Source organism: Pseudomonas sp. Marseille-Q1929, from assembly GCF_017316265.1.
Classification (GTDB): domain Bacteria; phylum Pseudomonadota; class Gammaproteobacteria; order Pseudomonadales; family Pseudomonadaceae; genus Aquipseudomonas.
In genome coordinates this window covers 1-25,777 of record NZ_JAFLWU010000047.1, presented here as the reverse complement: position 1 = coordinate 25,777, position 25,777 = coordinate 1, and the positions used below count along the sequence as shown (strand labels likewise).

28 protein-coding genes and 1 pseudogene are annotated in these 25,777 nt (G+C 61.8%); 7 read left to right on the top strand and 22 right to left on the bottom strand.

Going from position 1 to position 25,777, the window contains the following annotated elements:
* Nucleotides 1-141: pseudogene (locus J1G37_RS28035) on the bottom strand (alkaline phosphatase family protein); the annotation flags it as partial.
* 171 nt (nt 142-312) lie between these two features.
* Nucleotides 313-1,389: an ABC transporter substrate-binding protein gene (locus J1G37_RS28030; protein ID WP_207046950.1), complete on the bottom strand. Its 1,077-nt coding sequence runs from the start codon at nt 1,387-1,389 to the stop codon at nt 313-315.
* Between the two features lie 351 nt (nt 1,390-1,740).
* Between J1G37_RS28030 and J1G37_RS28025 the strand changes: the two genes are divergently transcribed.
* Complete coding sequence (locus tag J1G37_RS28025) at nt 1,741-2,466, top strand: UTRA domain-containing protein (protein WP_207046948.1); 726 nt, start codon at nt 1,741-1,743, stop codon at nt 2,464-2,466.
* Here the strand turns inward: J1G37_RS28025 and J1G37_RS28020 are convergent.
* The 8 genes from J1G37_RS28020 to J1G37_RS27985 are packed head-to-tail and all read right to left on the bottom strand — an operon-like array spanning nt 2,447 to nt 8,597.
* The gene (locus tag J1G37_RS28020; RefSeq protein ID WP_207046946.1) at nt 2,447-3,406 is read right to left on the bottom strand and encodes a zinc ABC transporter substrate-binding protein; all 960 of its coding nucleotides are present in this window, start codon (nt 3,404-3,406) and stop codon (nt 2,447-2,449) included. The genes J1G37_RS28025 and J1G37_RS28020 overlap by 20 nt on opposite strands.
* Entirely contained in the window at nt 3,406-4,305 is a 900-nt protein-coding gene (locus tag J1G37_RS28015; RefSeq protein WP_207046944.1) for a metal ABC transporter permease, read from the bottom strand. Before J1G37_RS28015 ends, J1G37_RS28020 begins: the two co-directional genes overlap by 1 nt.
* On the bottom strand, nt 4,302-5,048 hold the full coding sequence (locus tag J1G37_RS28010) for a metal ABC transporter ATP-binding protein (RefSeq protein ID WP_207046942.1): 747 nt from the start codon (nt 5,046-5,048) through the stop codon (nt 4,302-4,304). Before J1G37_RS28010 ends, J1G37_RS28015 begins: the two co-directional genes overlap by 4 nt.
* Nucleotides 5,045-5,965: a metal ABC transporter substrate-binding protein gene (locus J1G37_RS28005; RefSeq protein WP_124525250.1), complete on the bottom strand. Its 921-nt coding sequence runs from the start codon at nt 5,963-5,965 to the stop codon at nt 5,045-5,047. The genes J1G37_RS28010 and J1G37_RS28005 overlap by 4 nt, the downstream gene beginning before the upstream one ends.
* Before the next feature lie 19 nt (nt 5,966-5,984).
* Nucleotides 5,985-6,545, bottom strand: a complete 561-nt coding sequence (locus J1G37_RS28000) for a DUF6162 family protein (protein WP_207046940.1) — start codon at nt 6,543-6,545, stop codon at nt 5,985-5,987.
* Nucleotides 6,542-6,862, bottom strand: a complete 321-nt coding sequence (locus tag J1G37_RS27995) for a hypothetical protein (RefSeq protein ID WP_017734825.1) — start codon at nt 6,860-6,862, stop codon at nt 6,542-6,544. The genes J1G37_RS28000 and J1G37_RS27995 overlap by 4 nt, the downstream gene beginning before the upstream one ends.
* Complete coding sequence (locus tag J1G37_RS27990) at nt 6,859-7,398, bottom strand: thiamine pyrophosphate-binding protein (RefSeq protein WP_207046938.1); 540 nt, start codon at nt 7,396-7,398, stop codon at nt 6,859-6,861. The genes J1G37_RS27995 and J1G37_RS27990 overlap by 4 nt, the downstream gene beginning before the upstream one ends.
* Nucleotides 7,395-8,597, bottom strand: a complete 1,203-nt coding sequence (locus tag J1G37_RS27985) for a PepSY domain-containing protein (RefSeq protein ID WP_207046935.1) — start codon at nt 8,595-8,597, stop codon at nt 7,395-7,397. The genes J1G37_RS27990 and J1G37_RS27985 overlap by 4 nt, the downstream gene beginning before the upstream one ends.
* Nucleotides 8,598-8,851: 254 nt before the next feature.
* Here J1G37_RS27985 and leuC point away from each other — a divergent pair, with 254 nt between their 5' ends.
* Nucleotides 8,852-10,270, top strand: a complete 1,419-nt coding sequence (gene leuC / locus J1G37_RS27980) for a 3-isopropylmalate dehydratase large subunit (protein ID WP_207046933.1) — start codon at nt 8,852-8,854, stop codon at nt 10,268-10,270.
* A complete protein-coding gene (gene leuD / locus J1G37_RS27975; RefSeq protein WP_207046931.1) occupies nt 10,267-10,881 on the top strand; it encodes a 3-isopropylmalate dehydratase small subunit in 615 nt (204 codons plus the stop codon). The genes leuC and leuD overlap by 4 nt, the downstream gene beginning before the upstream one ends.
* A 135-nt stretch (nt 10,882-11,016) precedes the next feature.
* Here leuD and J1G37_RS27970 read toward each other — a convergent pair whose 3' ends face one another.
* The 4 genes from J1G37_RS27970 to soxR all read right to left on the bottom strand — a co-directional run bounded on the left by J1G37_RS27970 (nt 11,017) and on the right by soxR (nt 14,016).
* Nucleotides 11,017-11,931, bottom strand: coding sequence for a LysR substrate-binding domain-containing protein (locus J1G37_RS27970; RefSeq protein ID WP_207046929.1), 915 nt, complete (start codon nt 11,929-11,931; stop codon nt 11,017-11,019).
* Between the two features lie 39 nt (nt 11,932-11,970).
* Nucleotides 11,971-12,846: an alpha/beta hydrolase gene (locus tag J1G37_RS27965; RefSeq protein WP_207046927.1), complete on the bottom strand. Its 876-nt coding sequence runs from the start codon at nt 12,844-12,846 to the stop codon at nt 11,971-11,973.
* Between the two features lie 186 nt (nt 12,847-13,032).
* Nucleotides 13,033-13,494 (bottom strand): VOC family protein, encoded by a 462-nt coding sequence (locus tag J1G37_RS27960; protein ID WP_207046925.1) that lies wholly within the window; start codon nt 13,492-13,494, stop codon nt 13,033-13,035.
* 72 nt (nt 13,495-13,566) lie between these two features.
* On the bottom strand, nt 13,567-14,016 hold the full coding sequence (gene soxR, locus J1G37_RS27955; protein WP_207046923.1) for a redox-sensitive transcriptional activator SoxR: 450 nt from the start codon (nt 14,014-14,016) through the stop codon (nt 13,567-13,569).
* Nucleotides 14,017-14,116: 100 nt separating this feature from the next.
* Between soxR and J1G37_RS27950 the strand changes: the two genes are divergently transcribed.
* Nucleotides 14,117-14,482: an antibiotic biosynthesis monooxygenase gene (locus tag J1G37_RS27950; RefSeq protein WP_207046921.1), complete on the top strand. Its 366-nt coding sequence runs from the start codon at nt 14,117-14,119 to the stop codon at nt 14,480-14,482.
* Here the strand turns inward: J1G37_RS27950 and J1G37_RS27945 are convergent.
* The 4 genes from J1G37_RS27945 to msuE form a co-directional block, all read right to left on the bottom strand.
* Nucleotides 14,471-15,574, bottom strand: coding sequence for a sigma-54 dependent transcriptional regulator (locus J1G37_RS27945; RefSeq protein ID WP_124525238.1), 1,104 nt, complete (start codon nt 15,572-15,574; stop codon nt 14,471-14,473). The genes J1G37_RS27950 and J1G37_RS27945 overlap by 12 nt on opposite strands.
* A gap of 12 nt (nt 15,575-15,586) precedes the next feature.
* On the bottom strand, nt 15,587-16,774 hold the full coding sequence (locus J1G37_RS27940) for an acyl-CoA dehydrogenase family protein (RefSeq protein WP_207046919.1): 1,188 nt from the start codon (nt 16,772-16,774) through the stop codon (nt 15,587-15,589).
* Between the two features lie 159 nt (nt 16,775-16,933).
* The gene (gene ssuD / locus J1G37_RS27935) at nt 16,934-18,073 is read right to left on the bottom strand and encodes an FMNH2-dependent alkanesulfonate monooxygenase (RefSeq protein ID WP_207046916.1); all 1,140 of its coding nucleotides are present in this window, start codon (nt 18,071-18,073) and stop codon (nt 16,934-16,936) included.
* Nucleotides 18,074-18,082: 9 nt separating this feature from the next.
* Nucleotides 18,083-18,646 carry an FMN reductase gene (msuE, locus tag J1G37_RS27930; protein ID WP_207046915.1) on the bottom strand — a complete coding sequence of 188 codons (564 nt, stop codon included), beginning with the start codon at nt 18,644-18,646 and terminating at the stop codon, nt 18,083-18,085.
* A gap of 398 nt (nt 18,647-19,044) precedes the next feature.
* On the opposite strand from msuE, the gene J1G37_RS27925 reads away from it, so the two are divergent.
* The 3 genes from J1G37_RS27925 to J1G37_RS27915 all read left to right on the top strand — a co-directional run bounded on the left by J1G37_RS27925 (nt 19,045) and on the right by J1G37_RS27915 (nt 22,566).
* On the top strand, nt 19,045-19,314 hold the full coding sequence (locus J1G37_RS27925; protein WP_207046912.1) for a hypothetical protein: 270 nt from the start codon (nt 19,045-19,047) through the stop codon (nt 19,312-19,314).
* A gap of 233 nt (nt 19,315-19,547) precedes the next feature.
* Nucleotides 19,548-20,708, top strand: coding sequence for an aminotransferase class V-fold PLP-dependent enzyme (locus J1G37_RS27920; protein WP_207046910.1), 1,161 nt, complete (start codon nt 19,548-19,550; stop codon nt 20,706-20,708).
* Nucleotides 20,709-20,757: 49 nt separating this feature from the next.
* A complete protein-coding gene (locus J1G37_RS27915; protein WP_207046908.1) occupies nt 20,758-22,566 on the top strand; it encodes an aminopeptidase P family protein in 1,809 nt (602 codons plus the stop codon).
* Here the strand turns inward: J1G37_RS27915 and J1G37_RS27910 are convergent.
* The 4 genes from J1G37_RS27910 to rhtA all read right to left on the bottom strand — a co-directional run bounded on the left by J1G37_RS27910 (nt 22,559) and on the right by rhtA (nt 25,360).
* Nucleotides 22,559-23,152 (bottom strand): 2-hydroxychromene-2-carboxylate isomerase, encoded by a 594-nt coding sequence (locus J1G37_RS27910; RefSeq protein WP_207046906.1) that lies wholly within the window; start codon nt 23,150-23,152, stop codon nt 22,559-22,561. The two genes, J1G37_RS27915 and J1G37_RS27910, sit on opposite strands and share 8 nt — an antisense overlap.
* Before the next feature lie 32 nt (nt 23,153-23,184).
* Nucleotides 23,185-23,916: an SDR family oxidoreductase gene (locus J1G37_RS27905; protein ID WP_207046904.1), complete on the bottom strand. Its 732-nt coding sequence runs from the start codon at nt 23,914-23,916 to the stop codon at nt 23,185-23,187.
* 110 nt (nt 23,917-24,026) lie between these two features.
* Entirely contained in the window at nt 24,027-24,308 is a 282-nt protein-coding gene (locus tag J1G37_RS27900) for a hypothetical protein (RefSeq protein ID WP_027607138.1), read from the bottom strand.
* Nucleotides 24,309-24,472: 164 nt separating this feature from the next.
* Nucleotides 24,473-25,360, bottom strand: coding sequence for a threonine/homoserine exporter RhtA (rhtA, locus tag J1G37_RS27895; RefSeq protein ID WP_017734844.1), 888 nt, complete (start codon nt 25,358-25,360; stop codon nt 24,473-24,475).
* Between the last annotated feature and the right edge of the window lie 417 nt (nt 25,361-25,777).

Genomic DNA, 25,777 nt, shown 5'->3' with positions numbered 1-25,777 from the left:
GGACAGGGCGGGCAGTTCACATTCCAGCTTGTAGAGGGCTGCGCGTCCTGCGCCGACATAGGCCTGCAAGTGCCCCATGGCGTGCCGGGCAACCTCGAAGTTCAGGCCGTCGAGCACGACAAGGATGACATTGTGCTTCATGGGGGGAGGCGCTCCGCAACAGTAGGCTTGACTCAATCTCTCTGAAACAACCGGGTCAAATTGTGGGAGCTGGCTTGCCTGCGATAGTGGTCTGACATTCGGCATTTATGTCGACTGATACACCGCTATCGCAGGCAAGCCAGCTCCCACACTGACTGCATTTCAGGTCTGTTACTTCATCTCTACGATGACCTGCTCATTCCACAGCTGAGGCAGCTTCTTGGCAGTCGCTTCCCAGGCATCGGCATCCTTGATCGGCTGCGGGTTGGCCTTGGTGTACTGCTCGCCCGGGATCAGGTTCTTGGCGATATCAGCCGGCAGCTTCAGGTCGGTTTCCGCGCGGATCGGGCGCGCATTGCCCTTCGCCAGGTTGAGCTGGCCGGCATCACTGAAGATGTATTCGCGGGTCAGCTTGGCGGCGTTCGGGTGCTTGGCGTGTTTGTTGATGATGGTGGTGTAGCCGGATTTCACCGAGCCATCCGATGGGATCAGCACCACGTAGTCATCCGGGTTGGCCATCTTGGCCTTGTAGCTGAGGCCGTTGAAGTCCCAGACAATGCCCACTTCGATTTCGCCTTTTTCCATAGTGGCGATGGTCGGGTTGGACAGGCCGAGGCGACCTTGCTGGGCAATCTTGGTGAAGAACTGCAGGCCTGGGGCGATGTTCTTTTCGTCACCTTTGTTGGCGATGGCCGCTGCTAGTACGCCGTTGGCCGCCTGGGCCGCAGTACTGACGTCACCGATGGAGACCTTGTACTTTCCTTTTTGCAGGTCAGCCCAGCTGGTGGGCACTTCGGAACCGTGCAGCAGCTTCTTGTTGATGATGAAGGCGATGGTGCCGGTGTAGGCCAGGGCCCAGTGACCGTCTTTGTCTTTCGCCCAATCGGGCACTTGGGCCCAGGTGGACGGTTTGTACGGCTGGGTCACGTCCTGCTTCACCGCAATCGGGCCGAAGGCCGCGCCGACGTCGCCGATGTCGGCGCTGGCGTTGTCTTTTTCAGCCTTGAACTTGGCGATTTCCTGGGCCGAGCTCATGTCGGTGTCGATGTGCTTGAGGCCGTAGGTCTTGGCCAGGTCTTCCCAGGTGCCTTTCCAGTTGGCCCAGTCATCGGGCATGCCGACGCTGTTGACGGCGCCTTCCGCTTTCGCGGCGGCTTCCAAGGTTTTTAGATCGGTATCAGCGGCCATGGCGGCGGTGCACATGGCAATGGTCGAGCCTAACAGTGATGCCAGGAAAAGCTGTTTCATCCGAAGCTCCTTTGGGCGTTTTCAACGCGGCGTTTTTATCTACGTTTGGCGTGATGTTGGTCTAGGTCAGCAATACCTGAGCCAATCTAGGCCCGGTGGATGACAGTTTCATGTCGATGTCGTTTTTAAATCGCTGATGTCGCTCAGCTCAGAGTGAGCGTAGACCATGCCCAAGTGCCCGCATTGATTGGACTTGGCCGATGTATTGCAGGGTGTTCTGCGCGGGGCAGACACGGACTGTCATCTGTCGGTCATCTGCAATGCCTAGGCTGGCAGGCAACCGCAACAGCCCAAAGACAACGCGGTTTATGCACCCGAACGGTGCTGGTCTAGTCCAGATAGGTAACGTTGATGCGTGATGAGGCAATCAAGGCGGTGACATCCATCGGCCTGGCGCTGCAAGAGCAGATCGACCACGGCCTGTTGCCGCCCGCCAGCAAACTTCCGGCCGAGCGCAAGCTCAGCGAGTTGTTTGGTACCACCCGGATCACGGTGCGGGAAGCCTTGTTACAGCTGGAGGCCCAGGGCCAGATCTATCGCGAAGAACGCCGTGGCTGGTTTGTCTCGCCGCCACGGCTGGCCTACAACCTGATGCAGCGTAGCCACTTTCACGCCATGGTCAGCGACCAGGGGCGGTTGGCGTCCACCGAAGTGATCTCGGCGCGCTTGCAGCCTGCGTCGGCGGCGGTGTGTGCGTGGTTGCAGTTGCCGGCGTTGTCCAGCGTGATCCAGATCTGCCGGGGCCGGCGGATCGATGGGCGCCTGGTGCTGTATGTGGAGCACTACCTGAACCCGCAGTATTTTCCGGGGATTCTGGACTGCGACCTGAACCAGTCGATGACCGAGCTGTATGCCCGCAAGTACGACTTGCACTACGGGCGGGTGCGCTTTGAAATCGTGCCGACGTCACTGCCGGTGGAAGCGGCCGCGACGTTGCGCGTGTCGGTGGGCAGCCCGGGCTTGCGCATCGCCCGGGTCAATTATGACCAGCACCAGCGGTTGATCGACTGCGACCTGGAGTTCTGGCGGCATGATGCGATCCACGTGGGCGTGGATGTCATGGGCTCAGCGTCTTGAGCACCTGATCCACATTGGTTTCCAGCTCTGCCACTGGGTCTGCGCCATCCACATTCAACACCAACAGCTGCGAACCACCGGCTGTCACCGCCGCTTTCACCGCTTCGCTTGGCTGCCGGTGATGCAGCACCACCGCCACATCGTTGTCTTTCAGCTCGGCACTGAGTGTTTGCAAGGCTTCGGGCGTCCACTCGGCGTCCGGCCGCGCATCGGTGCTGACGACTTCCAGGTTCAAGCTGCTGACCAGGTACGCAAAGTGATCGCTCAGGCTGACCACGCTGAGGTTGTCGGCCTTGGCCAGCCGCGCTTCACTCTCGGCGGTGAGCTTGAGCAAGCGTTGCTTGAGGGCGGCGAGGTTGGCGTCGATCTGCGGTTTGGCGCTTGGCGCCAGGCGGCTGAGGTCGGCGGCCAGCACATCGGCCATGCGCCCCAGGTTGTTGCTCGATTGCCACGGTTGGCTGTTCAAGCCATCGGCCACGCCGGGCTGCACGGCGATGCCCGGCAGGCCGCCGTCCACCGGGCGGGCGGCGTCCACTTCGACGATACGGATGTTGCTGCGCCGCGCCACCGGGTACAGCGGGTCGTCCGCCCACAGCGAGCGCAGGCCGATGGCCGCGTCGGCGTCTTCGGCCAGTTTGCTCAGCGCCGGGGCGCCACGGCCGGTGAAGTAGGACACCTGCCGCGAGCCGGGCAGGTTCGCCGGTGCGGCGCGTTCGAGTTGCACGTCGGTGCCTTTGAGCAACACTTCGGCCAAGCCGTAGGTGATCGGCAGCGAAGCCAGCACTTTGACCGGCTTGATCGACTTGGCCTTGCTCAGCGCGGCGTGACCGAGGCCATGATTGGTTTTGAAATCATTTGCCGCAAAACCATCGGCAGCCAACGCCGAGGTGCTGATCAAGCAAGCGATGGCCAAGGCCAGTGGGCGAAAGACAGGGCGCATTATCCAAGATTCCCTTTGAGGCTGGGCACGATGCCGCGCGCGATGGCGGCGAGGGCGAAGGCGATACCGGCCATCAGGATGATCGCGGCACCGGACGGGATCGGCAGGTCGAAGATGATCGGCAGCAGGATGCCGCACAGGGTGCTGACGGTGGCGATCGCGACCGAAATCCAGAAGAACCCCTTCAGCGACTGGCTCAACAAACGCGCCGCTGCGGCCGGAATCACCAGCAGTGCGCCGACGAGGATGGCGCCGATCACCTTGACTGCCGCGACGGTGATCAGTGTCACCAGGATCACGAACAGATAATCCAGGGTCTTCACCGCCACGCCACGCACGGCCGCCAGTTGCGGGTTGAAGCTGGCGAGCATGATGCGGTTGTACAGCGGCAACGCCAGGGCCATCACCAATGAACCGACAATCGCCAGCACCAGCAGATCGTTGCCGTTGACCGTCAACACCGAGCCAAACAGCACGTTTTCGAGGATGTGTACGTTGATCTTGCCCGCGAGGATCAGCAGCAGGCTCGCGCCCAATGCCAGGGACACCGAGAGGAACACGCCGATCAAGGTGTCCGGCGCCAGGCCGGTGCGATTGCGCAGGTAATTGAGCAGGATGCCGAACAGCAGGCAGTAGCCGAACAGCGCGCCGTACGGCCCGGTGTAGGGTTCGCCGAGCAGGATGCCCACGGCCACGCCGGTCAGCGCGGCATGGCCGACCGCTTCGGAGAAAAACGCAAAGCGCTTGACCACCACCAGCGTGCCCAGGCCGCCCAGCACCGGGCCGATCAGCAAGCCGGCGAGCAAGGCATTGACGACAAAACCATAGGCCAGCGCTTCCGGCAGGTACCCGGAAGAGGCCCAGCCCTGGACCATCAAGCGAAAGGCTTCATAACTCATTGCGCCGAGCTCCGAGGGTGGGTGGAGAACAGGGTCAGCAGGCGGTCCGGGGTGAGCGCCTCTTTGGGCGTGGCGTCGAACAGCACGCGGCGGTTGAGGCCGGTGACGCGCTCGGCCAGGCGGCCCACGGCTTCCAGGTCGTGTTCGATCCACAGCACGGTGATGCCGGCCAGGCGCCAGTCATTGAGCAGGCGTTCAAACACCTGGATACCGGCTTCGTCGAGGGCTGACATCGGTTCGTCCAGCACCAGCAATTGCGGCGCCGGGATCAAACCCTGCGCCAGCAGCACACGCTGGCGTTCACCACCGGACAGCGCGCCCATGCGGCGCTTGCGCTTGTCCTGCATGCCGACGCGTTCCAGTGCATCGCCAATCGCGCCGGCGTAATGCTTGGACAGGCCAAGAAACGCCGGGCGGCGCTGGCACATGGCAGCCATGAAATCATCCACGGTCATCGGCAGGCCGCGGTCGAATTCCAAGGCCTGGGGCACATAACCCACTGTGCCTACGCTGTTCGGCCAGTGCAGGCGCAACTGCCCCTGGTGCGGCGTTTGCCCCAGCAGCGTCTTGATCAGCGAGCTTTTGCCGCCGCCATTGGGGCCGACCAGCGCGTGGATGCTGCCCGGTTGCACCTGGAAACTCACGTCATCCAGGATCACCGTGCGGCCCAGGGTCAGTGAGACCTTGTCGAACTCAAGCGTCGGGCCGACGCTGGCCACTTTCAATTGTTCAGCCGCCGTCATGCCCCCGACTCCTGGATCGCCCGCACCACGGTGTTGAGGTTGCCGGTCATTTCCACTTCGTACTTCTCGGGCGTGTATTCGCCGTAGGAAATATGCGACAGCGGGTACAGCTTGACCCCGGATTCACGCTGGATGGTCTCGACGTAGGTGGACGGGAAATCCATCTCCGAGAAGATCACCTTCACGTCCAGGGCGCGCAGTTCATCGATGGTCTTTTTCAACTGGCTCGGGCTTGGCTCGATGCCGTGGGCTGGTTCGACCACGGCGGTGACTTCCAGGCCGAATTCGCGCAGCAGGTAGTCGTAGGCCGCGTGGACGGTGGCGACGCGCAGGTCCGGGTTGGGTGCGCTGGTCAGCTTGGCCAGGGCGTCGGCGCGCATCTGACGCAGGCGTTTGCCGTAGGCGCGGGCGTTCTGGGTGTAGGTCTTGGCGTTGTCCGGGTCGAGCTTGCCCAGTTCGCGGGCGATGTTGTTGACCTGGGCAATCGACGCGCTGATCGACAGGAAGGTGTGCGGGTTGACCACCTTGCCCGCACCGCGCGCTGCGTTGCCGGTGGCGGCGAGCAGCGGCACGTTGGCGTTGGCTTCGATCACCGGGATGTCCGGGCGTTCGCTGGTGGCGATCATGCGGTCGGCGAAATCGTCGTGGCCGACGCCATTGAGCACGATCACGTCGAGGCTGCCGATGCGCTTGATGTCATCGGCACGGGGCTCGTAGGCGTGGGGGTTGAAACCGGCGGGAATCAACGGCACCACCTCGGCCTTGTCGCCGACGATATTGCTCACATAGCTGTAGTACGGGTGCAGGGTGATGCCGATACGCAAACGTTTAGCCGCCTCGGCATTGGCCAACGGGGCGAGCATCAGGCTGCACAGGCCGACCAGCAACAGACGCAACAGGGGAGATGAAATAGACATGGGCAATCGGTCTTCTCGTTCAGTGACGGTGCTGGCGCGTCACGCCGGCATCGAATTGCGTGACCACTTGTTGCCAGCCGGCTGCGATCAGCGCCTGGTCAGTGAGGTCGGCGGGGGCGGCAAGGTTGGCGCTGCGGTTGAGCCACACGTCCGGCTCGGCACCGTGCACGCGCATCAGCAGCGAGCCGGCGGTGCTCGGAACCTGGCTCAGGCCCAGGTAGGACGAAGGCTCCAGCACCTGCCAGCGATGGTCGCCACGGCTGACCGAACTGGCGTCTTGGGCGAAGGGCGCGAAGCCTTCTTCGGCCAGTTGCGCCGGGGTCGGCAGGCTGCTTTGCTCCTGCTGCAACAGCTGGATTTCATCCAGGGTCACCCGCAGGTCCGCATAGATCCCTTGCTCGGCGGCGCTCAGGTCGCGGCGTGCGTCCAACTGGTGGCTGGGCACGGCGGCGACTTCCTGGGTTTCGCCATGCAGCGCGATGACGGAGCCGGCCACGGCCAGGATGATCAGGCACAGCAGCAGGACGTAGAGGGTTTCGTGGCCGGCACCGGCGGGGCGTACAACCTGTGTGGTAGTCATTGCGGCTGGATGTCCGCTTGGTCGATTTCCACCACGTGGCCGGGGCCCGCATCAAACAGCACATAGAACTCGGCGGACGGCTTCTTGAAGGTCAGGGTCGAGTCCTGGCCGAGCTTGCCGGGTACCAGGATGGTTTCGTCGTAGCCGATCACGTCCAGGGTCACGCCGGGGGCGCCGCTGCCGTCGGAAAAACCGCCGGTGCACTGGATCTGCTCGCCGGGGATTTCCTTGCATTCGCACATCGGGTTGTGGGCCAGGGCCAGGGTGCTGAAACCGGCACCGATCAACAGGGCCGCGCAGGTGCGCATCAAAGTCATGGTTTAACTCCTTGCTTGTTCAGCCAGGCAATAGTGGCAGGCGAGGCCTGGCTCAGCGGGATGGAACCCTGGTGCATGCTGCCGTCCCAGCCTTCCATGGTGACCCACACTTCGGCGTCGGCCGGGGTGCGTTCCGGTATCGGCAGGGCGGCGCCCATGCGGTACGGCGTGCCAAAGAAGATCACCCCGGCGGCGCGCAGGCTGCGGGGCTTGCCGATGCGCAGGTAGGTGGCCTTGACCTGCTCGGCACAGGTGTCGCACAGGGCGGCGTTGAAGAATTTCATCGGCCCGGCCGGATCGGGGCTCGGGCCTTCATTGCGAAACTCGGCGAGGGTCAGGCTCCAGGGGCCGACCTGCACGTCACCGGCCACGCGCTCGCCGATGCCGCTGTCACCGCGAAACAGCGCGGCGTCGGCAAAGTACTTGGGCATGAACCCCAGAGGGATCAGCAACAGCAGGACATTGATATGAAAACGCCATTTCAGCCAAAAGGCCCGCAGTGGCGAAGGCGGTGCAGCGGCGACGACCTTGCTCATGAGTTGGCCTCCGAGGTTTCAGCCTGCATGGCCGGGATGGCTGCCGGCGCGCGTTGCGCCTTGGCTTCGCGCTTGAGGGCATTGAGGGTGGCCAGGGCGGTGCGTTTGGTCCAGATCAGCAGGCCGCTCAGTACCATCATGCTCATGATCAGGCCGAAGAAGGCCCAGATCAGCTTGATCCACAGGCCGCCGAAGTCGCCGGTGTGCAGCGGGCGCATGGACTCTGTGACGAACTCCAGCTTCGAGCGGTCGGAGAGCAGGTGCGCCGCAGCGACTTCGCCGTCATACGGGTTGATCTGCGCGGTCTGGAACATCAGCGGGTACCAGCCCCGACCACCAATCTGCAGGTGGCTGTAGGCATTCAGCGGCAGGCTGACGAAGCTCGCCTCCAGCCCCGGGATGCGCTGGGTGGCGATCTTGATGGCCTCGTCTACCGGAATCATCGGTGCCGGCACGCCGGGTTGCGACATCGGCACCTTCTCCCGGGCAATCACCGGGATTACCGGCTCCGTGGAGATGGAAATCTGGTTGTCCCCCAGGATCGCGCGGATCAGGAACCAGATGCCGGTAACGGAGATCACCAGGATGAACCAGATCGACCAGATACCGCTCAGGCGGTGGAAGTCGCCCCAGAAGATCCGCGCGCCGTGGCGCACACGCAGGGTGGGGCGCAGGAAGCCTTTCCAGAATTTCTTGTACACCACAAGCCCCGTCACCAGCGACGCCAGCAGCGGAATGCCCAGCGCCGACACCAGGTACCAGCCCCAGCTGTAGCCATTGGTGAACGGCACCAGCCACCAGCCGTGCAGGGCGCGGGTAAAGGCCTGGAAGTTGAACGACGGGCTGATGCCCTGGATGGCCCCGGTGTACGGGTTGACGTACACCTCGACCGAGCGCCCGTCGGGGTAGCTGAGGTCGACGCTGAGGGCGAAATGGGACTCGTCAGGGCGGCTGATCGACTGCACGAACACCGCCGGCTCATCGCGATTGATGGCGGCGATCACCTGGTCATAGCTCAGCGGTTCGGCATCATCCGACGGCTTGCTTGCGCGGATGTCCGGGTTGGCCAGCCAGACGATCTCCTGGCTGACCACCGCCAAGGTGCCGGTGACGCAGACGATCAGTACAAAAAACCAGATGGGCAATGCCAGCCAGCTATGTACGAGAAACCAGAGTTTTGAACGTGACTTCTTCGACATGGGGATGCGGGTCTTGAGCGGAGGGGGGCGGTGGAGGCCCGGAAAAGGCCGGTCGTAGCTTTTGCTGACGCGACGGGCTGTATCTAAGTTAAGACGGATGAGAATCGGAAATCCCTAACCCGGAAATGAAAGTAAATGTTTCTGTGGCGCCCGATCGAACACGAAACATGTTCCCAGCCTTCACCCGGGTGCCGTTGATAGGGGCGCCGGGCTACGTAGGATGGGCGCATACCGTTGCGTGAGCCCGAAGAAAAATGACCGCCAGAACCCTCTACGACAAACATATCGACGCCCACACGGTGTGCGCCCTGGATGACCAGGGCCATGTGCTGCTTTATATAGACCGCCAGGTGATCAACGAATACACCAGCCCCCAGGCGTTCAGTGGCCTGCGTGAAGCCGGACGCAAGGTGTGGCGCCCTGCCACGGCGCTGGCGGTGGTTGACCATGTAAACCCTACGACGCCTACACGCATTGCGGCGATGCCCGACGCGGGCGGTGCACGGCAGGTGTCGTACCTGGCGGAGAATTGCCGGGACTTTGGCATTGAACTGCTGGACATCCTCGACAAGCGCCAAGGCATCGAACATGTGATTGCCCCGGAGCAGGGCTTTATCCTGCCGGGCATGGTGATCGCCGCCGGTGACAGCCACACCACCACCTATGGCGCCCTCGGTGCCTTCGGTTTTGGCATCGGCACGTCGGAAATCGAGCACCTGCTGGCCTCGCAGACCCTGGTCTATAAGCGGTTGAAGGCGATGCGCGTGACCGTGGATGGCGCGCTGGCGCCGGGCCTGACGTCCAAGGATGTGATCATGGCGCTGATCGGCCAGATCGGCGCGTCCGGTGCCACGGGTTACGCCATCGAATTCCGTGGCTCGACCGTTGATGCGCTGAGCGTCGAGGCGCGCATGACCATCTGCAACATGGCGGTGGAGGCCGGCGCGCGGGGCGCGTTCATGGCGCCGGATGAAAAGGTCTTCGCCTACCTCAAGGGCAAGCCGCGTGCGCCGCAGGGCGAAGTGTGGGAGCAGGCGCTGGTGGGCTGGCGCCAACTGCATTCGGATGCCGATGCGGTGTTCGACCGCGAAGTGCACCTCGACGCCACCACCCTGCAACCCATGGTCACCTGGGGCACCAGCCCCGACCAGGCCGCGCCCATCGGCGCCCGCGTGCCGGACCCGCAGGCGGTCAGCGACCTGATCCTGCGCCAAGACATGCGCCGCGCCCTCAACTACATGGGCCTGGAGCCCGGCATGGCGCTGAGTGACATCGTGATCAGCCATGCGTTTATCGGCTCCTGCACCAACGCGCGCATCGAAGATCTGCGCGACGCCGCCCGCGTGGTGCGCGGCAAACACGTGGCCGCGCATGTGCGGGCGATGATCGTGCCCGGCTCCACCGAAGTGCGCGACCAGGCCGAGGCCGAAGGGCTGGCGGCGATCTTTATCAGTGCCGGCTTTGAATGGCGCCAGTCGGGCTGCTCGATGTGCCTGGCGATGAACGACGACGTGCTGGCCCCCGGCGACCGCTGCGCCTCCAGCACCAACCGCAACTTCGAAGGCCGCCAGGGCGCGGGCGCACGTACCCACCTGATGAGCCCGTCGATGGTCGCCGCTGCCGCCATCACTGGCCGCCTTACCGACATCCGCCACTTTGGAGAGCGTTCATGAGCCTGCAACCCTTTACCCACGTTACCGGCAAGGCCGCGCCGATGCTGGCGGCGAATATCGACACCGACGTCATCATGCCCAAGCAGTTTCTCAAGGGCATCGACCGAAGTGGGCTGGATCGTGGGTTGTTCTTCGATCTGCGCTTTTTGGCCTCTGGCGAGGAGAACCCTGAATTCGTGCTGAACCAACCGGGCTGGCAGGGGGCGAGCTTTATGGTGGTGGGGCCGAACTTCGGCTGTGGCTCCAGCCGCGAGCATGCGGTGTGGGGTTTGCAGCAGATGGGGATTCGGGCGCTGATCGGCAGCAGTTTTGCCGGGATTTTTTATGACAACTGCCAGCGTAATGGGGTGTTGTTGATTACGTTGGAGGAGGGGGTTTTGCAGGGGCTTGGGCAAACGGTCAGTCGGGCGAATCAGGCGCAGATCAGTGTGGACTTGGAAGCACAAGAGATTCAGTTGGCGGATGGGCAAGTGATCCCGTTCCAGATTGATACTTTGCGCAAGACTGCTTTGTTGTTGGGGTTGGATGCGATTGGCAGCACCTTGCAGCGCAGTGAGCAGATCAAGGCCTTCGAGCACCAGCACTTGAAAACCAACCCTTGGCTCAACTGACACACCGCAGTACAAATTGTGGGAGCTGGCTTGCCTGCGATAGCGGTGTATCAGTGACAGATGAGCAAGCTGACAGACCGCTATCGCAGGCAAGCCAGCTCCCACATTAGTACTCATTCCAAGTCGGGGGCCGGGTTAGATTGAGAGCTGCTTGAAGTGCTCCTGCAAAAACTCCACACACGCCCGCAACTTCCCGGAGTGCGCCAGCCGCGTCGGGTACACCGCCCACACGTTGGCACTCTGGGAATAGTCGTGCAGCACCTGCACCAGCCTGCCTTGCTCCAGCAACGGCTGCACATCCCACAGCGAGCGCAGCAATACGCCGCGTCCATCCAGGGCCCACTGCAACACGATCTCGCCATTGTTCGACGACAACGGCCCACGCACACGCACGCTGGCCGGTACGTCGCCGCACGCCAGGTTCCAGATGCCAAACGCGTTGTCGCGTTCCTTGATCACCAGGCAGTCATGCTGCTCCAAATCACTCAACTGCTGAGGCGTGCCTCGATGCTCTAAATAAGCGGGTGCGGCACACAGCACCCGTCGATTGCTTACCAGACGCCGGCCGATATGCTGGCCGGGAATGTCGTCGCCGACGCGGATCTCCAGGTCGAAACCTTCGTTGACGATATCCACCACGCGGTCGAACAGGTCCAGGCGGATTTCCAGCTCCGGGTACTGTTGCGCCAGCAAGGACACGGCGGGGGCCACATGGTTGCGGCCAAAGCCGAAACTGCTGCACAGGTGCAGGCGCCCGCGCGGGCTGTCGTGGGCGTCGGACAGTTCATCGGACAGTTGCTGGAAGTCTTCGAGGATGCGTACCGCCCAGCGCTGTACCCGTTCGCCGTCTTCGGTCACGGCAATGCGCCGGCTGGTGCGGTGCAGCAGGCGGGTGGCCAGGGTGGTTTCGAGGATCTGGATGCGCTTGCTCACATACGCCGGCGACAGCCCCAGCTCATCGGCGGCGGCCGCGAAGCCGGCCTTGCGGATCACAGTGAGGAACACCCTCAGGTCTTCGGGCAGGGGCACGGTATCTTTCTTATTGATCATCACAAGCAGACGTGGCGGCATGAGCCGCCAGAATAGCACTCAGCGCAGGAAGGCCAGGACTTCGTCCAGTAACAACTCGGGGGCTTCCTCCGCAATGTAGTGGCCGGCGGGCAGGGCTTTGCCGCGCACGTCGGTGGCGACTTGCTGCCACTCCTTGAGCGGCTCGAAGCAGCGCCCGACGGTGCCTTCGGCGCCCCACAGCACCAGCAACGGCAGGTTGAGGTGATTGCCTGCGTCGATATCCGCCTGGTCGTGTTCAAGGTCAATGCCCGCCGATGCGCGATAGTCTTCGCAGATGCCGTTGGCGGCGCCTGGCAGCTTGATGCAGCGCAGGTATTCGGCGAAGGCCTCCTCGGTGAATGGCTTGAGCCCGGCGCTGCGACTGCCCATCACGCTGCGCAAGTACAGCTCGGGGTTGCTCTCGATCAAGGCTTCCGGCAACGGCGCCGGGCGGATCAGGAAGAACCAGTGCCAGTAGGCGCGGGCAAAGGCTTCGTTGGTTTGCGCGTACATCGCCAGGGTGGGTGCGATGTCCAGCAGCACCAGGCGTTGCACGGTGCCCGGGTGGTCGAGGGCCAGGCGATGGGCGACGCGGGCGCCACGGTCGTGGGCCAATACCGAAAAGGTGTCAAAGCCTAGGGCGCGCATCAGTTCGACGCTGTCCCGGGCCATTTCCCGTTTCGAGTAGTTGGCGTGTTGGTCATCGGCAGGCGGCTTGCTGCTGTCGCCATAACCGCGCAGGTCGGCGGCGACCACGGTGAAGTGTCGGGCCAGCTGCTCGGCAACTTTGTGCCAGATCACATGGGTTTGCGGGTGTCCGTGCAGCAGCAGTAGGCCGGGGCCTGTGCCGCCTTTGCGGTAGCTGATGTCGACGCCGTTGACGTGGCAGCGGTCTTTCTGGAAGCCGGCGAACATGGAATGACCCCTTGTGAGAATGGTCTGCATCGTGGAATTACCCGGTGTAGGAGGCAAGGGGTAAAGCGTGGAGGGGGCGTTCATGAAGTGTGTAGGAGCTGGTTTGTCAGGTAGACCGAGTCGCCTGCATCGCAGGCAAGCCAGCTCCCACACAAGCCCGCTCCCACATTGGTTTTGTGCTAGTCCTCAGCCTTGTTGAAACATCTCCATGGCACGCTGGCGAATCTGCGCTTCGGTCAGGTCCTCTTTGTGGGTGGCCAGGAACCACACATGGCCAAACGGGTCTTTCAGCGTGCCGGAGCGGTCGCCGTAGAACTGATCCTTGGGTTCCGAGATCACGGTGCCACCTGCGTCGATGGCTTGTTTGTACTGCTTGTCGACGTCTGGCACGTAGAGGTGGATGCCGACACTGGTTTTGCCGTCGCGCGGGCTGCCGAAGGCACTTTCATCGCAGGGCGAGCCGAGCATGATCGGCGAGTCGCCGATGCGCAGCTCAGCGTGGCCGACGCTGCCGTCGGGCATGTCCAGGCGCATGACTTGCGTGGCGCCGAAGGCCTTCTTGTAGAACTCGATAGCTTCGGCGGCTTTTTCAACGCCGAGATATGGCGTAATGCTATGAAAGCCCTCGGGGATAGATTTGACGCTCATTTCATTCTCCTTAGGTGGTGGTTTTGGAGGGACGGCTTTTTCACTATAGGTCACCCCTCCAAGACAGCCACTTCAGGGGGGTGTGGTGGGTTCCAGCAGTTGCGCTCCCGGCCCGCGCTCACCGAGCTGATCATCCTGATTGCGCAACGGGCACGCCTCCAACGACAGACAGCCACAGCCAATACAGCCATTGAGCTTGTCACGCAGCAGCAACAACTTGTTGATGCGCTCATCCAGGTCCTCGCGCCACAGCGCCGACAGGCGTTCCCAATCCTTGGCCGTCGGCGTGCGCCCGTCCGGCAGTGTTTGCAGCGCCTCTCCAATCGTCGCCAGGGGAATTCCCAGGCGCTGGGCGATCTTGATCACCACCACGCGCCGCAACACATCTCGCGGATAGCGCCGCTGATTGCCCGCGTTGCGATTGCTGTTGATCAGCCCCTTGTTCTCGTAGAAATGCAGCGCCGTCACCGCAACACCGCTGCGCGCCGCCAGTTGGCCGACGGTGAGTTCCTTGTTGATCATGCAAAAACCCCTGACAGTGCTTGACCTTGACTTAACTAGAGGTTTTACCCTGCGTGGCATCGAATCGCAAGATTCTGCCTACAGAGAAAGGGGAGTGTTCATGCAGGTATCAGAGAAGAATCGCAGCTTCACTCAATTGATCGAATTTCAGATCGAACCCCGGCAGCAAGTCGCCCTGGTGGCGGCGCTGAGCACGCAAAGCGAGCGCCTGGCGCAAGGCCATGGCGGCTTTATCAATGCGAGTGTGCAGGTCAGCGACGATGGGCGGCGAGTGCTCAACTACCTGCAATGGCGCACCCGTGAGGACGGCGAGGCGGCGTTTAAATGCTTTGAGCATGGCGAGGAAGATTTCTGGACGCTGATCCGCGCCCACCAGGCCACGGCCGTGACCTTCGGTTCGTTCCAGGTGCTGCGCAGTTTCGAGCGCAGCCATGACAATGCCTTGCACTGCCGTCTAGATGGATAAATGCAACATGCGCTCGCCTTGCAGGTTTTCGCCGGGGCGGCGTTTGTTCACGGCCAACTCGCCGATCTTGATCAGCCGCGTCCGGGTGACGTTGCGGCTCAGGCCCAGCAGGTTGGCGGTGTGTACCTGGTTGTAATGGCTGAAGCGGTAGGCGGCACGCAGTAGCGCGTCTTCGACTTTTTCATGCAGGGCGCCGGCCTGTTCTTCGAAGAGTTTCTGGAAGGCGCGTTCCAGTAACGCTGCGGCGCTGTTGTCGGTGCCGTGCCCGCTGTCGTCCTGGCGCTCGATGCGCATGTTGGACAGACGCAGATCGTCCCGTTCGATCACGCCGTTACGGCAGATCAGCAGGGTGTGGTGAATCACGTTTTCCAGCTCGCGGATATTGCCCGGCCAGCTGTAGCTTTTCAGCTTGTGTTCGGCCTCGCGGCTGATGGTGATCGGGCCGTAGCCGAGGCGCTGGCTGTAGGCTTCGATGAAGTGCCGGGTCAGCGGCAGGATATCGCCGGGGCGCTCGCGCAGCGGGCTGAGCTCCAGGCTGACCACGTCGAGACGGTAATACAGGTCTTCGCGGAAATGCCCGGCATTGATCGCCTTCTCCAATTGCACGTTGGTTGCGGCCAGTACGCGCACATCAATCGGAATGCTCTTACGTGAACCCAGGCGTACGACTTCGCGCTCCTGTAAGACACGCAGCAGTTTGACCTGGATCGCCATCGGCAAGTCGCCAATCTCATCGAGGAACAAGGTGCCGCCGTCCGCCTCTTCGAACCAGCCGGCCTTGGCGCTGAGGGCACCGGTGAAAGCGCCTTTTTCGTGGCCGAACAGTTCGGCTTCCACCAGGGATTCGGAGAACGCCCCGCAGTTCACCGCCACGAATGGCCGGTTGCGCCGCGCGCTGAGGTTGTGGATGTGCCGCGCCACCAACTCTTTACCGGTGCCGGTCTCGCCGATGATCAACACGCTGGCTTCGCTGGGCGCCACTTGCTGGATGTGGTCGAGCAGCGCCTGGGATTTGGGGTCTTCGAAGACCTGGGCGGTGGCGCGGATCGAGGTCGCAAGGGCGGGCGAGGGCGGTAGGGTTAATAGCTGCATGGGCACCTCTTCTCAGGAGTAGAACGTCGGAATAGGCAGGGAGTGGTTCAACGCCCAGTCCCCCAGTTCGTGGAGCTTGTAGTCCAGCGGATCGTGCAGGCTCTGGGTGCGCAGGTTGCGCCAGTGGCGGTCCAGGCGCAGCGAGGCGTGGGTGGAGCGCGCGCCGGTGACTTCGAACAGGCGGCTGCACAATTCCAGGCCCTGGCGGGTCGCGGCGACTTTGGCGGTGGCGATGGCAATCGCCAGTTGGCCGCGCTCGTGTTCGCTGAGGTTGGGGCCCTTGGCCCACGCCTGGTCGAGCAACTCGGCGGCGCGCGCCACCAACAGGCGCACGCCTTCCAGCGCCACCCAGAACTCGCCGTAGTGATGCAGCACGTACGGGTCGTTGCGCACGTCGATGGCAGAGGATTTATGCCAGGCGCGGGTTTCGGTGAGGGTGTAGTTGCGCGCTTCTTCAAAGGCGCCTTCGGCAATGCCGAGGAACATATGGGTGAAGGTCAACTGCGCGATCAGCGGGCGCAGGCAGGCAAACGGCGTGCTCAGTGGGCCGGGGTCGAGCAGCAGCTCGGATTCTTCGACGCGCACCCGCTCGAAGCTGGCGCTGCCGCTGTCGGTCTGCCGCTGGCCGATGTTGTTCCAGTCATTGTGCAAGGTGATGCCGCTGCGTCCGCTGGGGATGGCGGCGATCAGCAGTTTGCCGCCAGCGCTCTCATCCACCGCCGAGGCGATGAGCATCTCCGAGTCGCTGGCGCCGGAGCAGAAGCTCTTTTTGCCGGAGAATTCGCGCCAGCCACCGAAGTCCTTGACCACCGTGCGCGTGTCCAGCGGGTTGAGGGCGTTGCCCCAGAACCAGTTTTTGCGCGCGGTCTGTTCGAACCAGGGTTGCCACTGGTCCGGGCGCGAAAACAGGCGCACGGTAGCGAGCATCAGGTGGTGAAAACCGAAGACGTGGGCGATGGAACTGTCGACCTTGGCGAATTCGCGCACGATACCAAGGGTGTCGCTCCAGCGTGCGCCGAGGCCGCCGTATTGGCTGGGAATGCTCAGGGCCAGCAGGCCGCTGTGACGCAACGCATCACGTTCTGCTTTGGGCGTGCCGCCGCGCTCGTCGCGTTCGACGGCGCTGAGGGCGAATTCGGCGGCCAGCAGTTTGGCGGTCTGCAAGGGGGAGGGCAGGACGCTGTGGGGTTTGGCTGTCACGCGGTGTTCCTCATTTTTATCTGGCAATGAAGCTCAAATGTGGGAGCGGGCTTGTGGGAGCTGGCTTGCCTGCGATAGCTTCACCTCGGTATCACTGAAGGACCGAGTCGCCTGCATCGCGGGCAAGCCCGCTCCCACATAAAGCGGACCTCATCAACTTCAGGCTTTGGCCGGCAACACATCATTGGCGATCATTTCGCCAAACGGCCCGGTGAGGTTGGTGATACCGCGCCCGGCCAGGCTGGCGTACGGTTCCGGCAGCAGCGGGAACACCAGCTCGGCAAAGCGATAGGCCTCTTCCAGGTGCGGGTAGCCGGAAAAAATGAAGCTCTCGATCCCAAGGTCAGCGTATTCCTTGATGCGCGCGGCCACTTGCTGCGGGTTGCCCACCAGCGCGGTGCCGGCGCCACCGCGCACCAGGCCGACACCGGCCCACAGGTTGGGCGCGATCTCCAGGTTGTCGCGGCGCCCGTCATGCAGCGCAGCCATGCGCCGCTGGCCTTCGGAGTCAAAACGCGAGAAGGATTTTTGCGCGGCGGCGATGGTTTCATCGCTGATGTGTTCGATCAGTTTGTCGGCGGCTTTCCAGGCGTCTTCCTCGGTTTCGCGCACGATCACATGCAGGCGAATGCCGAATTTCACCGTGCGGCCGTGACGAGCCGCGCGCTCACGCACATCGGCGAGTTTTTCGGCGACGGCGGCGGGCGGCTCGCCCCAGGTCAGGTACACGTCCACCTGTTCGGCGGCGAGGTCGTGGGCGGCGTCTGAGGAACCGCCGAAGTACAGCGGCGGATACGGCTTCTGTACCGGTGGGTAAAGGGCCTTGGCATTCTGCACCCGCAGGTGTTTGCCTTCGAAATCTACCGATTCGCCCTGCAATACGCGGCGCCAGATCTTGAGGAATTCGTCGGAGACTTCGTAGCGTTCGCTGTGATCGAGGAAACTGCCATCGCCACGGTTTTCGTCGGGGTCGCCGCCGGTTACCACGTTGATCAACAAGCGGCCGTTGGACAGGCGGTCCAGGGTAGCGGCCATGCGTGCCGAGACGGTCGGCGAGATGATGCCGGGACGGATCGCCACCAGGTAACGCAGGCGTTCGGTGAGCGGCACCAGCGCCGAGGCGATGACCCAGGAATCTTCGCACGAGCGTCCGGTAGGAATCAGCACGCCGTAGTAACCGAGGCTGTCAGCGGCTTGCGCGACTTGCTTCAGATAGTTGAGGGTGACGGGGCGCGCACCTTGGGTGGTGCCCAGGTAGTGACCGTCGCCGTGGGTCGGCAGAAACCAGAAAACATCCATGACAAATCCTTATGCGATTTTCAGCAGAGAGGGGGAGTGCGCTGCAAACAACGGTGCAGCGCGTTCTGCCGCAAGGCGGATACGGCCCTTCAAGGGCTCACTGGTTATTTGGTAATCGGTGAAGTCGGCTTCGGTGGCGTACACGCCGATCGGCAAGGTCAGTGCCTGGAAGAAGCTGAACAGCGGGCGCAACTGGTGATCGAGGACCAGGGCGTGGCGTTCGCTGCCGCCGGTCGCCGCGAGCAGCACCGGGGTGTTGATCAGCGCGTTGAGGCCGACCAGGTCGAACAGATGCTTGAGCAGCCCAGGATAGGAACCGCGATAGACCGGCGCCGCGACGATCAGCAGGTCGGCCTGTTCGATGGCCAACAGTTGCGTTTCGACGTCGGCGGGTAATTCCTCGCGGGAAAGGGCGCCGCCTAATGGCCGGGCAATGTCGCCCAGTTCGATCAAGGTGGTCTGGATCGGCAGCAAGGTGGCCAGTTCAGCCAGCACCGCTTGGGTCAACACGAGGGTCCGGGACGGGCGCCAGGTTCCGCCGGAGAGGGCAACGACATTCAGGGGACGGGTCATGAACAGTTCCTTTTTCAACAGGGGTTCGTAGCAAGTCGGTGCAACGTGTTGAGCAAGAGCTGTACCAACGGCGGTGGGCCTTGATTGGCGTGGGCTGTGGGCTCGCAGCTGAAACCAGCGGGTGTTGCTTGCCTGATGAATTGTTGAATGGCTGTTGCCTGGGCAACAGTTGCGTAGCGAACAGTTCCGGTTTGGTGTGCGGCTATTTATAGAGGGTTAGATTTATTCCGTAAATGAACGTATTTCCATATTTATAGATCATAAGGAAATATAAAGAGGCGACTATTGAAGGTGCCTCGATGGCTGATAGCGACTATCACGGGAGGTGATTTTTCACTGCGAAGGCGCGGGAGTAGCCTGTGTTCATTGACTGAAACCCACTTCGCAGAGCCGCCGCCATGAACCGATTCCTTGTTGTCTGCTTGTTGCTTGTCACTGCCGTCCTCACTGGATGTGCGACCCATCCGTCCCCTGAGTTGCGCCCGTACTCGGCAGAGGAAAGCAAACAGTTGGCGCTGGAAGCGTTGAGCCGTCGCGGTTTGTCGTTTGATGAATACCAACAGCAGCGCGCCGCGCTGACTGGTCAGTCACAGAAGTCGTTCGGCTTTGATCGCAGGGGCGAGATGAACGCCGAACGCAGCGTGACCCTGCATGGTCGGCCTAGTTGAGTGCCGTGGTGGCAGTGAAGAGCCCGAGGATTTCTTTAAGAAACCTCGGGCTTTTTGTTTTCCATGGCACGACTTCAGCCTGTTAAGCTGAATTTCAGGAGCGTTCCTACGCACATTTACCTAAAGTGGTCCTTTTTTAACGGCATTCGATCGGTTAAACCTGACGACCTCTGTCCCGGTCGATGCCCCTGAGACGCTGCTCTCGGGAACCTGCTCTGCGAGTCTTTACTGTCATGAATAAACGTCCGTTGTATTTCGACTACGCCGCCACCACGCCGGTGGATGAGCGGGTCATCCAGGTCATGGTTGAGTGTCTGGGTTTCAACGCCAATTTCGGCAACCCTGCGTCCAGTTCCCACGCGTTCGGCCAAGCGGCCCGGCAAACGGTTGAACAGGCGCGCCGCCAGGTGGCCGAGTTGGTGGGCGCCCAGGCTGAACAGATCGTCTGGACGTCCGGTGCCACCGAATCCAACAACCTCGCCATCAAGGGCGTGGCCCAGGCGCGGGGCGTGGCGGGCGGGCATATCATCACCAGCCAGATCGAACACAAGGCCACGCTGGACACCGCGCGGCAACTGCAGGAAGCCGGCGTGGCCGTGACTTACCTGGTGCCGGATGCCGATGGGCTGATCACTGCCGACGCGGTGAGCGAAGCGTTGCGTGAAGACACCTTCCTGGTGTCGTTGATGCTGGTGAACAACGAGTTGGGCACCCTCAACGACATTCCGGGCATTGGCGCGCGGGTGCGTGAGCATGGCGCGTTGTTGCATGTGGATGCCGCGCAAGGGGCGGGCAAGGTGGCAATCGACCTGGCGCAATGGCCGGTGGATTTGATGTCGTTTTCCGCGCACAAACTGTACGGCCCCAAGGGCATCGGCGCGTTGTACGTCGGGCCGCGGGCGCAGCAGAAGGTGCTGGCGCAGATCCACGGCGGCGGTCACGAAGGCGGTTTGCGCTCCGGTACCCTGGCGACCCATCAGATTGCCGGCATGGGCACGGCGTTCGCCCTGGCGGCGGCGTCTTTCGTTGAAGAGAAGGCTATCATCGTCGCCTTGCGCCAGCGTCTGCTGGACCAGCTGGCAGCGGTGCCGGGTGTACGCCTCAATGGCAGCGCGACGCAGCGGATTCCCCATACCCTGAGCCTCACGTTCGGCGAGGGCGAATTCAATACAGCGGCGTTGAGCGCGGGCCTCGCGTTTTCGGCGACCTCGGCGTGTAATTCGGCAAGCAACGCGCCGTCCCACGTGCTGCTGGCGTTGGGGCATGACGCGCGCAGTGCCGGCCGTACCATTCGCTTGAGCCTGGGCCGGTTTACCACCGAGCAGGACATCGACCAGGCCGCGCAGTTGATCAAGGCGGCATTGGCCAGCGCACCGGCGTTCTGGGCGGTCTGATCCATTTTTCGCAACACATAATAATTATTCGTGGTTAGCAGGAGACACAATGAGTACGCAGCCCTTGACCCATGGAACGGTTCCCCAGCGCCTGGCGCAGACCCGCGAACTGATGCGCCGCGAGGGCATTCATGCCCTGCTGGTGCCGTCAGCCGACCCGCACTTGTCCGAGTATTTGCCGGGCTACTGGCAGGGGCGGCAATGGTTGTCGGGGTTTCATGGCTCGGTGGGTACGCTGATTGTCACTGCGGATTTCGCCGGCGTATGGGCAGATAGCCGCTATTGGGAACAGGCTACCAAGGAACTCAAGGGCAGCGGTATCGAGTTGGTGAAGCTGCAGCCGGGCCAACCTGGGCCGCTGGAATGGCTGGCCGAGCAAACACCGGAAGGTGGTGTGGTGGCAGTGGATGGCGCGGTAATGGCCGTGGCTTCAGCGCGTACGCTCGGTGGCAAACTTGCGGAACGCGGCGCACGCCTGCGTACCGATATCGACCTGCTGAACGAGGTATGGCAAGGCCGCCCGACGTTGCCCAACCAGCCGATTTATCAACACCTGCCGCCGCAGGCCACTGTCAGCCGTGGCGAGAAGCTCGCCGCACTGCGCGCCAGCTTGAAAGAGAAGGGCGCCGACTGGCACTTTATCGCTACCCTGGATGACATCGCGTGGCTGTTCAACCTGCGTGGCGCCGATGTGTCGTTTAACCCGGTGTTCGTGTCCTTTGCGTTGATCAATCAACAGCAAGCCACGTTGTTTGTGGCGCTGAGCAAAGTCGATGCAGCGTTGCGCGCGGTGCTGGAGCAGGACGGTGTCACCCTGCGTGATTACAGCGAAGTGGCTGATGCATTGCGCGCGGTGCCCGCGGGCACGAGTGTTCAGGTCGATCCGGCGCGCGTCACGGCGGGCCTGCTGGAGAACCTTGATACCGGTGTCAAACTGGTGGAGGGGTTGAACCCGACCACACTGGCCAAATCGCGCAAAAGCCTGGCGGACGCCGAACATATCCGCCAGGCCATGGAGCAGGACGGCGCGGCGTTGTGTGAGTTTTTCGCCTGGCTGGACAGTGCGTTGGGTCGCGAACGTATCACCGAGCTGACTATTGATGAGCACCTGACGGCGGCGCGTACTCGTCGCCCGGGTTATGTGTCGCTGAGTTTCAATACCATCGCTGCGTATAACGCCAACGGGGCGATGCCGCATTACCATGCCACCGAAGAAGAGCACGCGCTGATCGAAGGTGATGGCTTGTTGCTGATCGACTCGGGTGGCCAGTACCTGGGCGGGACCACGGACATCACGCGGATGGTGCCGGTTGGTACGCCGAGTGAAGAGCAGAAGCGCGATTGCACGCGGGTGCTCAAGGGCGTGATCGCCTTGTCGCGGGCGCATTTTCCCAAGGGCATCCTGTCGCCATTGCTGGACGCCATCGCCCGCGCACCGATCTGGGCCGAGGGTGTGGACTACGGCCACGGTACAGGCCACGGTGTAGGTTATTTCCTTAATGTCCATGAGGGCCCACAGGTAATCGCCTACCAGGCCGTGGCCGCGCCGCAAACGGCGATGCAGCCGGGCATGATCACGTCGATCGAGCCGGGTACTTATCGCCCGGGACGTTGGGGCGTGCGTATCGAGAACCTGGTGTTGAACCGCGAAGCGGGCAAGACCGAGTTTGGTGAGTTCCTCAAGTTTGAAACCCTGACCTTGTGCCCGATCGACACCCGCTGCCTGGAACCGTCGCTGCTGACGGCGGATGAGCGTGAGTGGTTCAACGCTTACCACGCCGAAGTTCGCGAGCGCCTGAGCCCGTTGCTCAGTGGCGCTGCGCTTGAATGGTTGCAGGTGCGTACGGCGGCTATTTGAGCAAGGCTTCGCGCACAAATTCGAGACGGTCCTGACCGAAGAACAGCTGATTGCCTACAAACAGGCTGGGTGCGCCGAACACGCCGCGTTGTACGGCTTGTTCGGTCTTGTCCTTGAGGGCGGTTTTTACGCTTTCATCATTGGCGAAGGCCATGACCTCGTCCGGATCAAAGCCGTGCTCGGTGAGTACTTTGGTTATGACGGCGGGATTGCCCAGGTCAAGGCCGTCTACCCAGAGGGCGCGGAACAGGCAATCGACAAAATCGTCGAAACGTTCAGGCTGACGCATTTGGATACCGGTGACCGCACGCATCAGCATCAGGGTGTTGATCGGGAAGTGCGGGTTGAACCTGAGGGTTACCTGATAGCGCTGGGCGTAACGTGCCAGGTCGTCGAACATGTAGCGGCCCTTTGCAGGGACGGTGATGGGGGACGCATTGCCGGTGGCTTTGAAGACTCCGCCCAACAACATTGGCTGGTACACCAGTTGGGCTGCGGTTTCGGCGCACAGTGCCGGCAGTTGGGTATACGCCAGATAGCTGGCGGGGCTGCCGAGGTCGAAGAAGAACTCCAGGGTTTTACGCATGGCTGATGCTCTCTGCTTATTGTTATGGGGACTTACCAGGGTTCATTCCAGGGGCGCAGATCCAGTTCGAACGTCCAAGCGTCGCGTGGCTGGCTGTGCAGGTACCAATAGTTGTCGGCAATGTGCTCGGGGTTGAGAATGCCGTCCTGGTCCTTGAGGGCGTATTTCTGCGGGAAATTGTCGCGAATGAAGTCGGTGTCGATGGCACCATCGACCACCACATGGGCGACGTGGATATTCCTCGGGCCCAGCTCCCTCGCCATGCTTTGTGCGAGCGCGCGAATGCCGTGCTTGGCCCCGGCGAAGGCGGCAAAGCCTGCACCGCCCCGTAAGCCTGCGGTAGCTCCGGTGAACAGGATGGTGCCTCGGTTGCGGTTGACCATGCGCTTGGCGACTTCGCGTGCGTTGAGGAACCCGGAGAAGCAGGCCATCTCCCAGATCTTGAAATACTTGCGTGCGGTTTCTTCGAGGATGCTGCAGGGGACGTTGGCGCCGATGTTGAAGACGAACGCTTCAATGGGGCCCAGCTCAGTTTCGATCTGTTCGACCAATGCGATTACGTCATCTTCCTTACGCGCATCGCAGGCAAAGCCATGGGCTTCGCCGCCTGCGGCTCGGATGCTGTCCACCAGTGGCTGCAATTTGTCGGCGCTGCGGCGTGTGACACAGGCGACATAGCCTTCGCGGGCGAAGCGCTTGGCTATGGCGCCGCCGGTGGCATCACCGGCGCCCACTACCAATACGATTTTCTTGTTGTGCGTCATGGGAACTCCGTTGGCTCGATAGTCGAGCAGGAGTCTAGACGCAGCGCCGCGAAGGGCTGGGTTTGTCGCAGGAATTAAATCTGAGCAGTCGGGGGTGACTGCTCGGGCGATTATTTGCAGATGACGATCATGCTACGGCTGGTGTAGCCGGCAGGGTTGAGGCCGAAGGGGTAGTCCCCTGGTTCCTCGGAATTGTCACCGGACTTCGCGATAACCCGGTAGCCTTTGGCGCCGCAGGAGTTGGTCGCACTGGTGTAGCACTGGTCCCAGGAGGATGACAGGCCGGAACAGTTGATATGCAGCCCTTTTTTGCCCCGTTTTACTTCTGTTTTGGTGGTCGCGGCACAGCCAGCAATGGCCACGACCATCAACAGTATCAAAATTCGCTTCATTCCTATCCTTAATAGCCGCTTCGCGATGCTTGAAGCTGGCTCTACTCGCTCTCGAGTGTAGCGTTCGCGCTGTCCCTGTCGGAAATCTCCATGAATGACATTCGTTTACGGCTTAAACATGGCCTAAATGAGCGGCAAATACCAGAGCTACCTGCAAAGATGCCTCAATCTGCCGCAACCAGTGGCTTTGATTCGTTGCGCATTGTCAGCGTGGCACCGACGGAGGCCAGGATGATGCAAGTGATCGCCAGCCATTGTGCCAGGGACAGGTGTTCTTGCAGGAATAATAGGCCAGAGAGTGCGCCGAATGCGGGTTCAATACTCATGAGGGTGCCGAAGGTGCGGGCGGGGAGGCGAGTCAATGCGACCATCTCCAGGGTGTAGGGCAAGGCCGTGGACAGAATGGCGACACCGATGGCGACAGGGATCAGGGCTGGGGTCAGTAATGCGGCGCCGGCATGGACAATACCGATTGGCGCAATAAACAAGGCGGCGATCATCACACCGAGTGCCGCGGTCTGGACGCCGTTGTCGTTGCCGGCTTTTTGGCCGAACAGGATATAGAGGGCCCAGCAGACGCCAGCGCCCAGTGCGTAGGCGGCGCCGATCAAGTCGATGCCGTGGCTGGCCTCTCCCATGGGGATCAACAGCAGCAGGCCGATGATTGCCAGGCCAATCCACAGGAAGTCGACGGCTCGTCGCGATGCGTAGATGGCGACGGCGAGCGGCCCGGTGAATTCTAGCGCTACGGCGATGCCCAGCGGGACTGTGCGCAGCGACATATAGAAGAGAAAGTTCATGCCGCCCAACGCGATGCCGTAGATGACCACGGTACGCAGCGACTTTGCCGTCAGCTTGGCGCGCCATGGCCGTAATAGAAGCAGCATGATCACGCTGGCGAAAACCAGACGCAGGGTTGTGGTGCCCTGTGCTCCGACTATAGGAAACATGCTTTTGGCCAGTGAGGCGCCGGATTGAATAGACGCCATGGCGATCAACAGCAGGCCGACAGGAAACAATGCCGAGGCCAGGCTGCGGGGGGAGGTGGTCATTGGGGTGTTCGTCCGAGGTCATATTTTAGAGAAGCATTGGGCGCTATGATGCTTAACTGTTTGTGGTTGAGCAATATATTGCTCAATTATCTTGGTTTGGTCCTTCTATATAGAGGGAGCTCGGCTTTTTTGGCTTGTTTGATAGAAAAACCAAATTAACGATTGACGGCAGATTTCAGATGTCTATAATTCGCCCCACTTCCGGCGCAGTCGAAACGGAAAACTCCTTGGTAAACAATGAGTTATGCAGTTTTCGACAGCAGGTTGCTTCAGTTCATCGAAGCGCGAAGGAAGTTGAAAAAGAGGTGTTGACAGCAGCGTGTAACGCTGTAGAATTCGCCTCCCGCTGATGAGAGATCTGAAGCGCAAGTGGTTGAAGTTGTTGAAGAATTCTTCGAAAGCTTCTGAAAATAATCA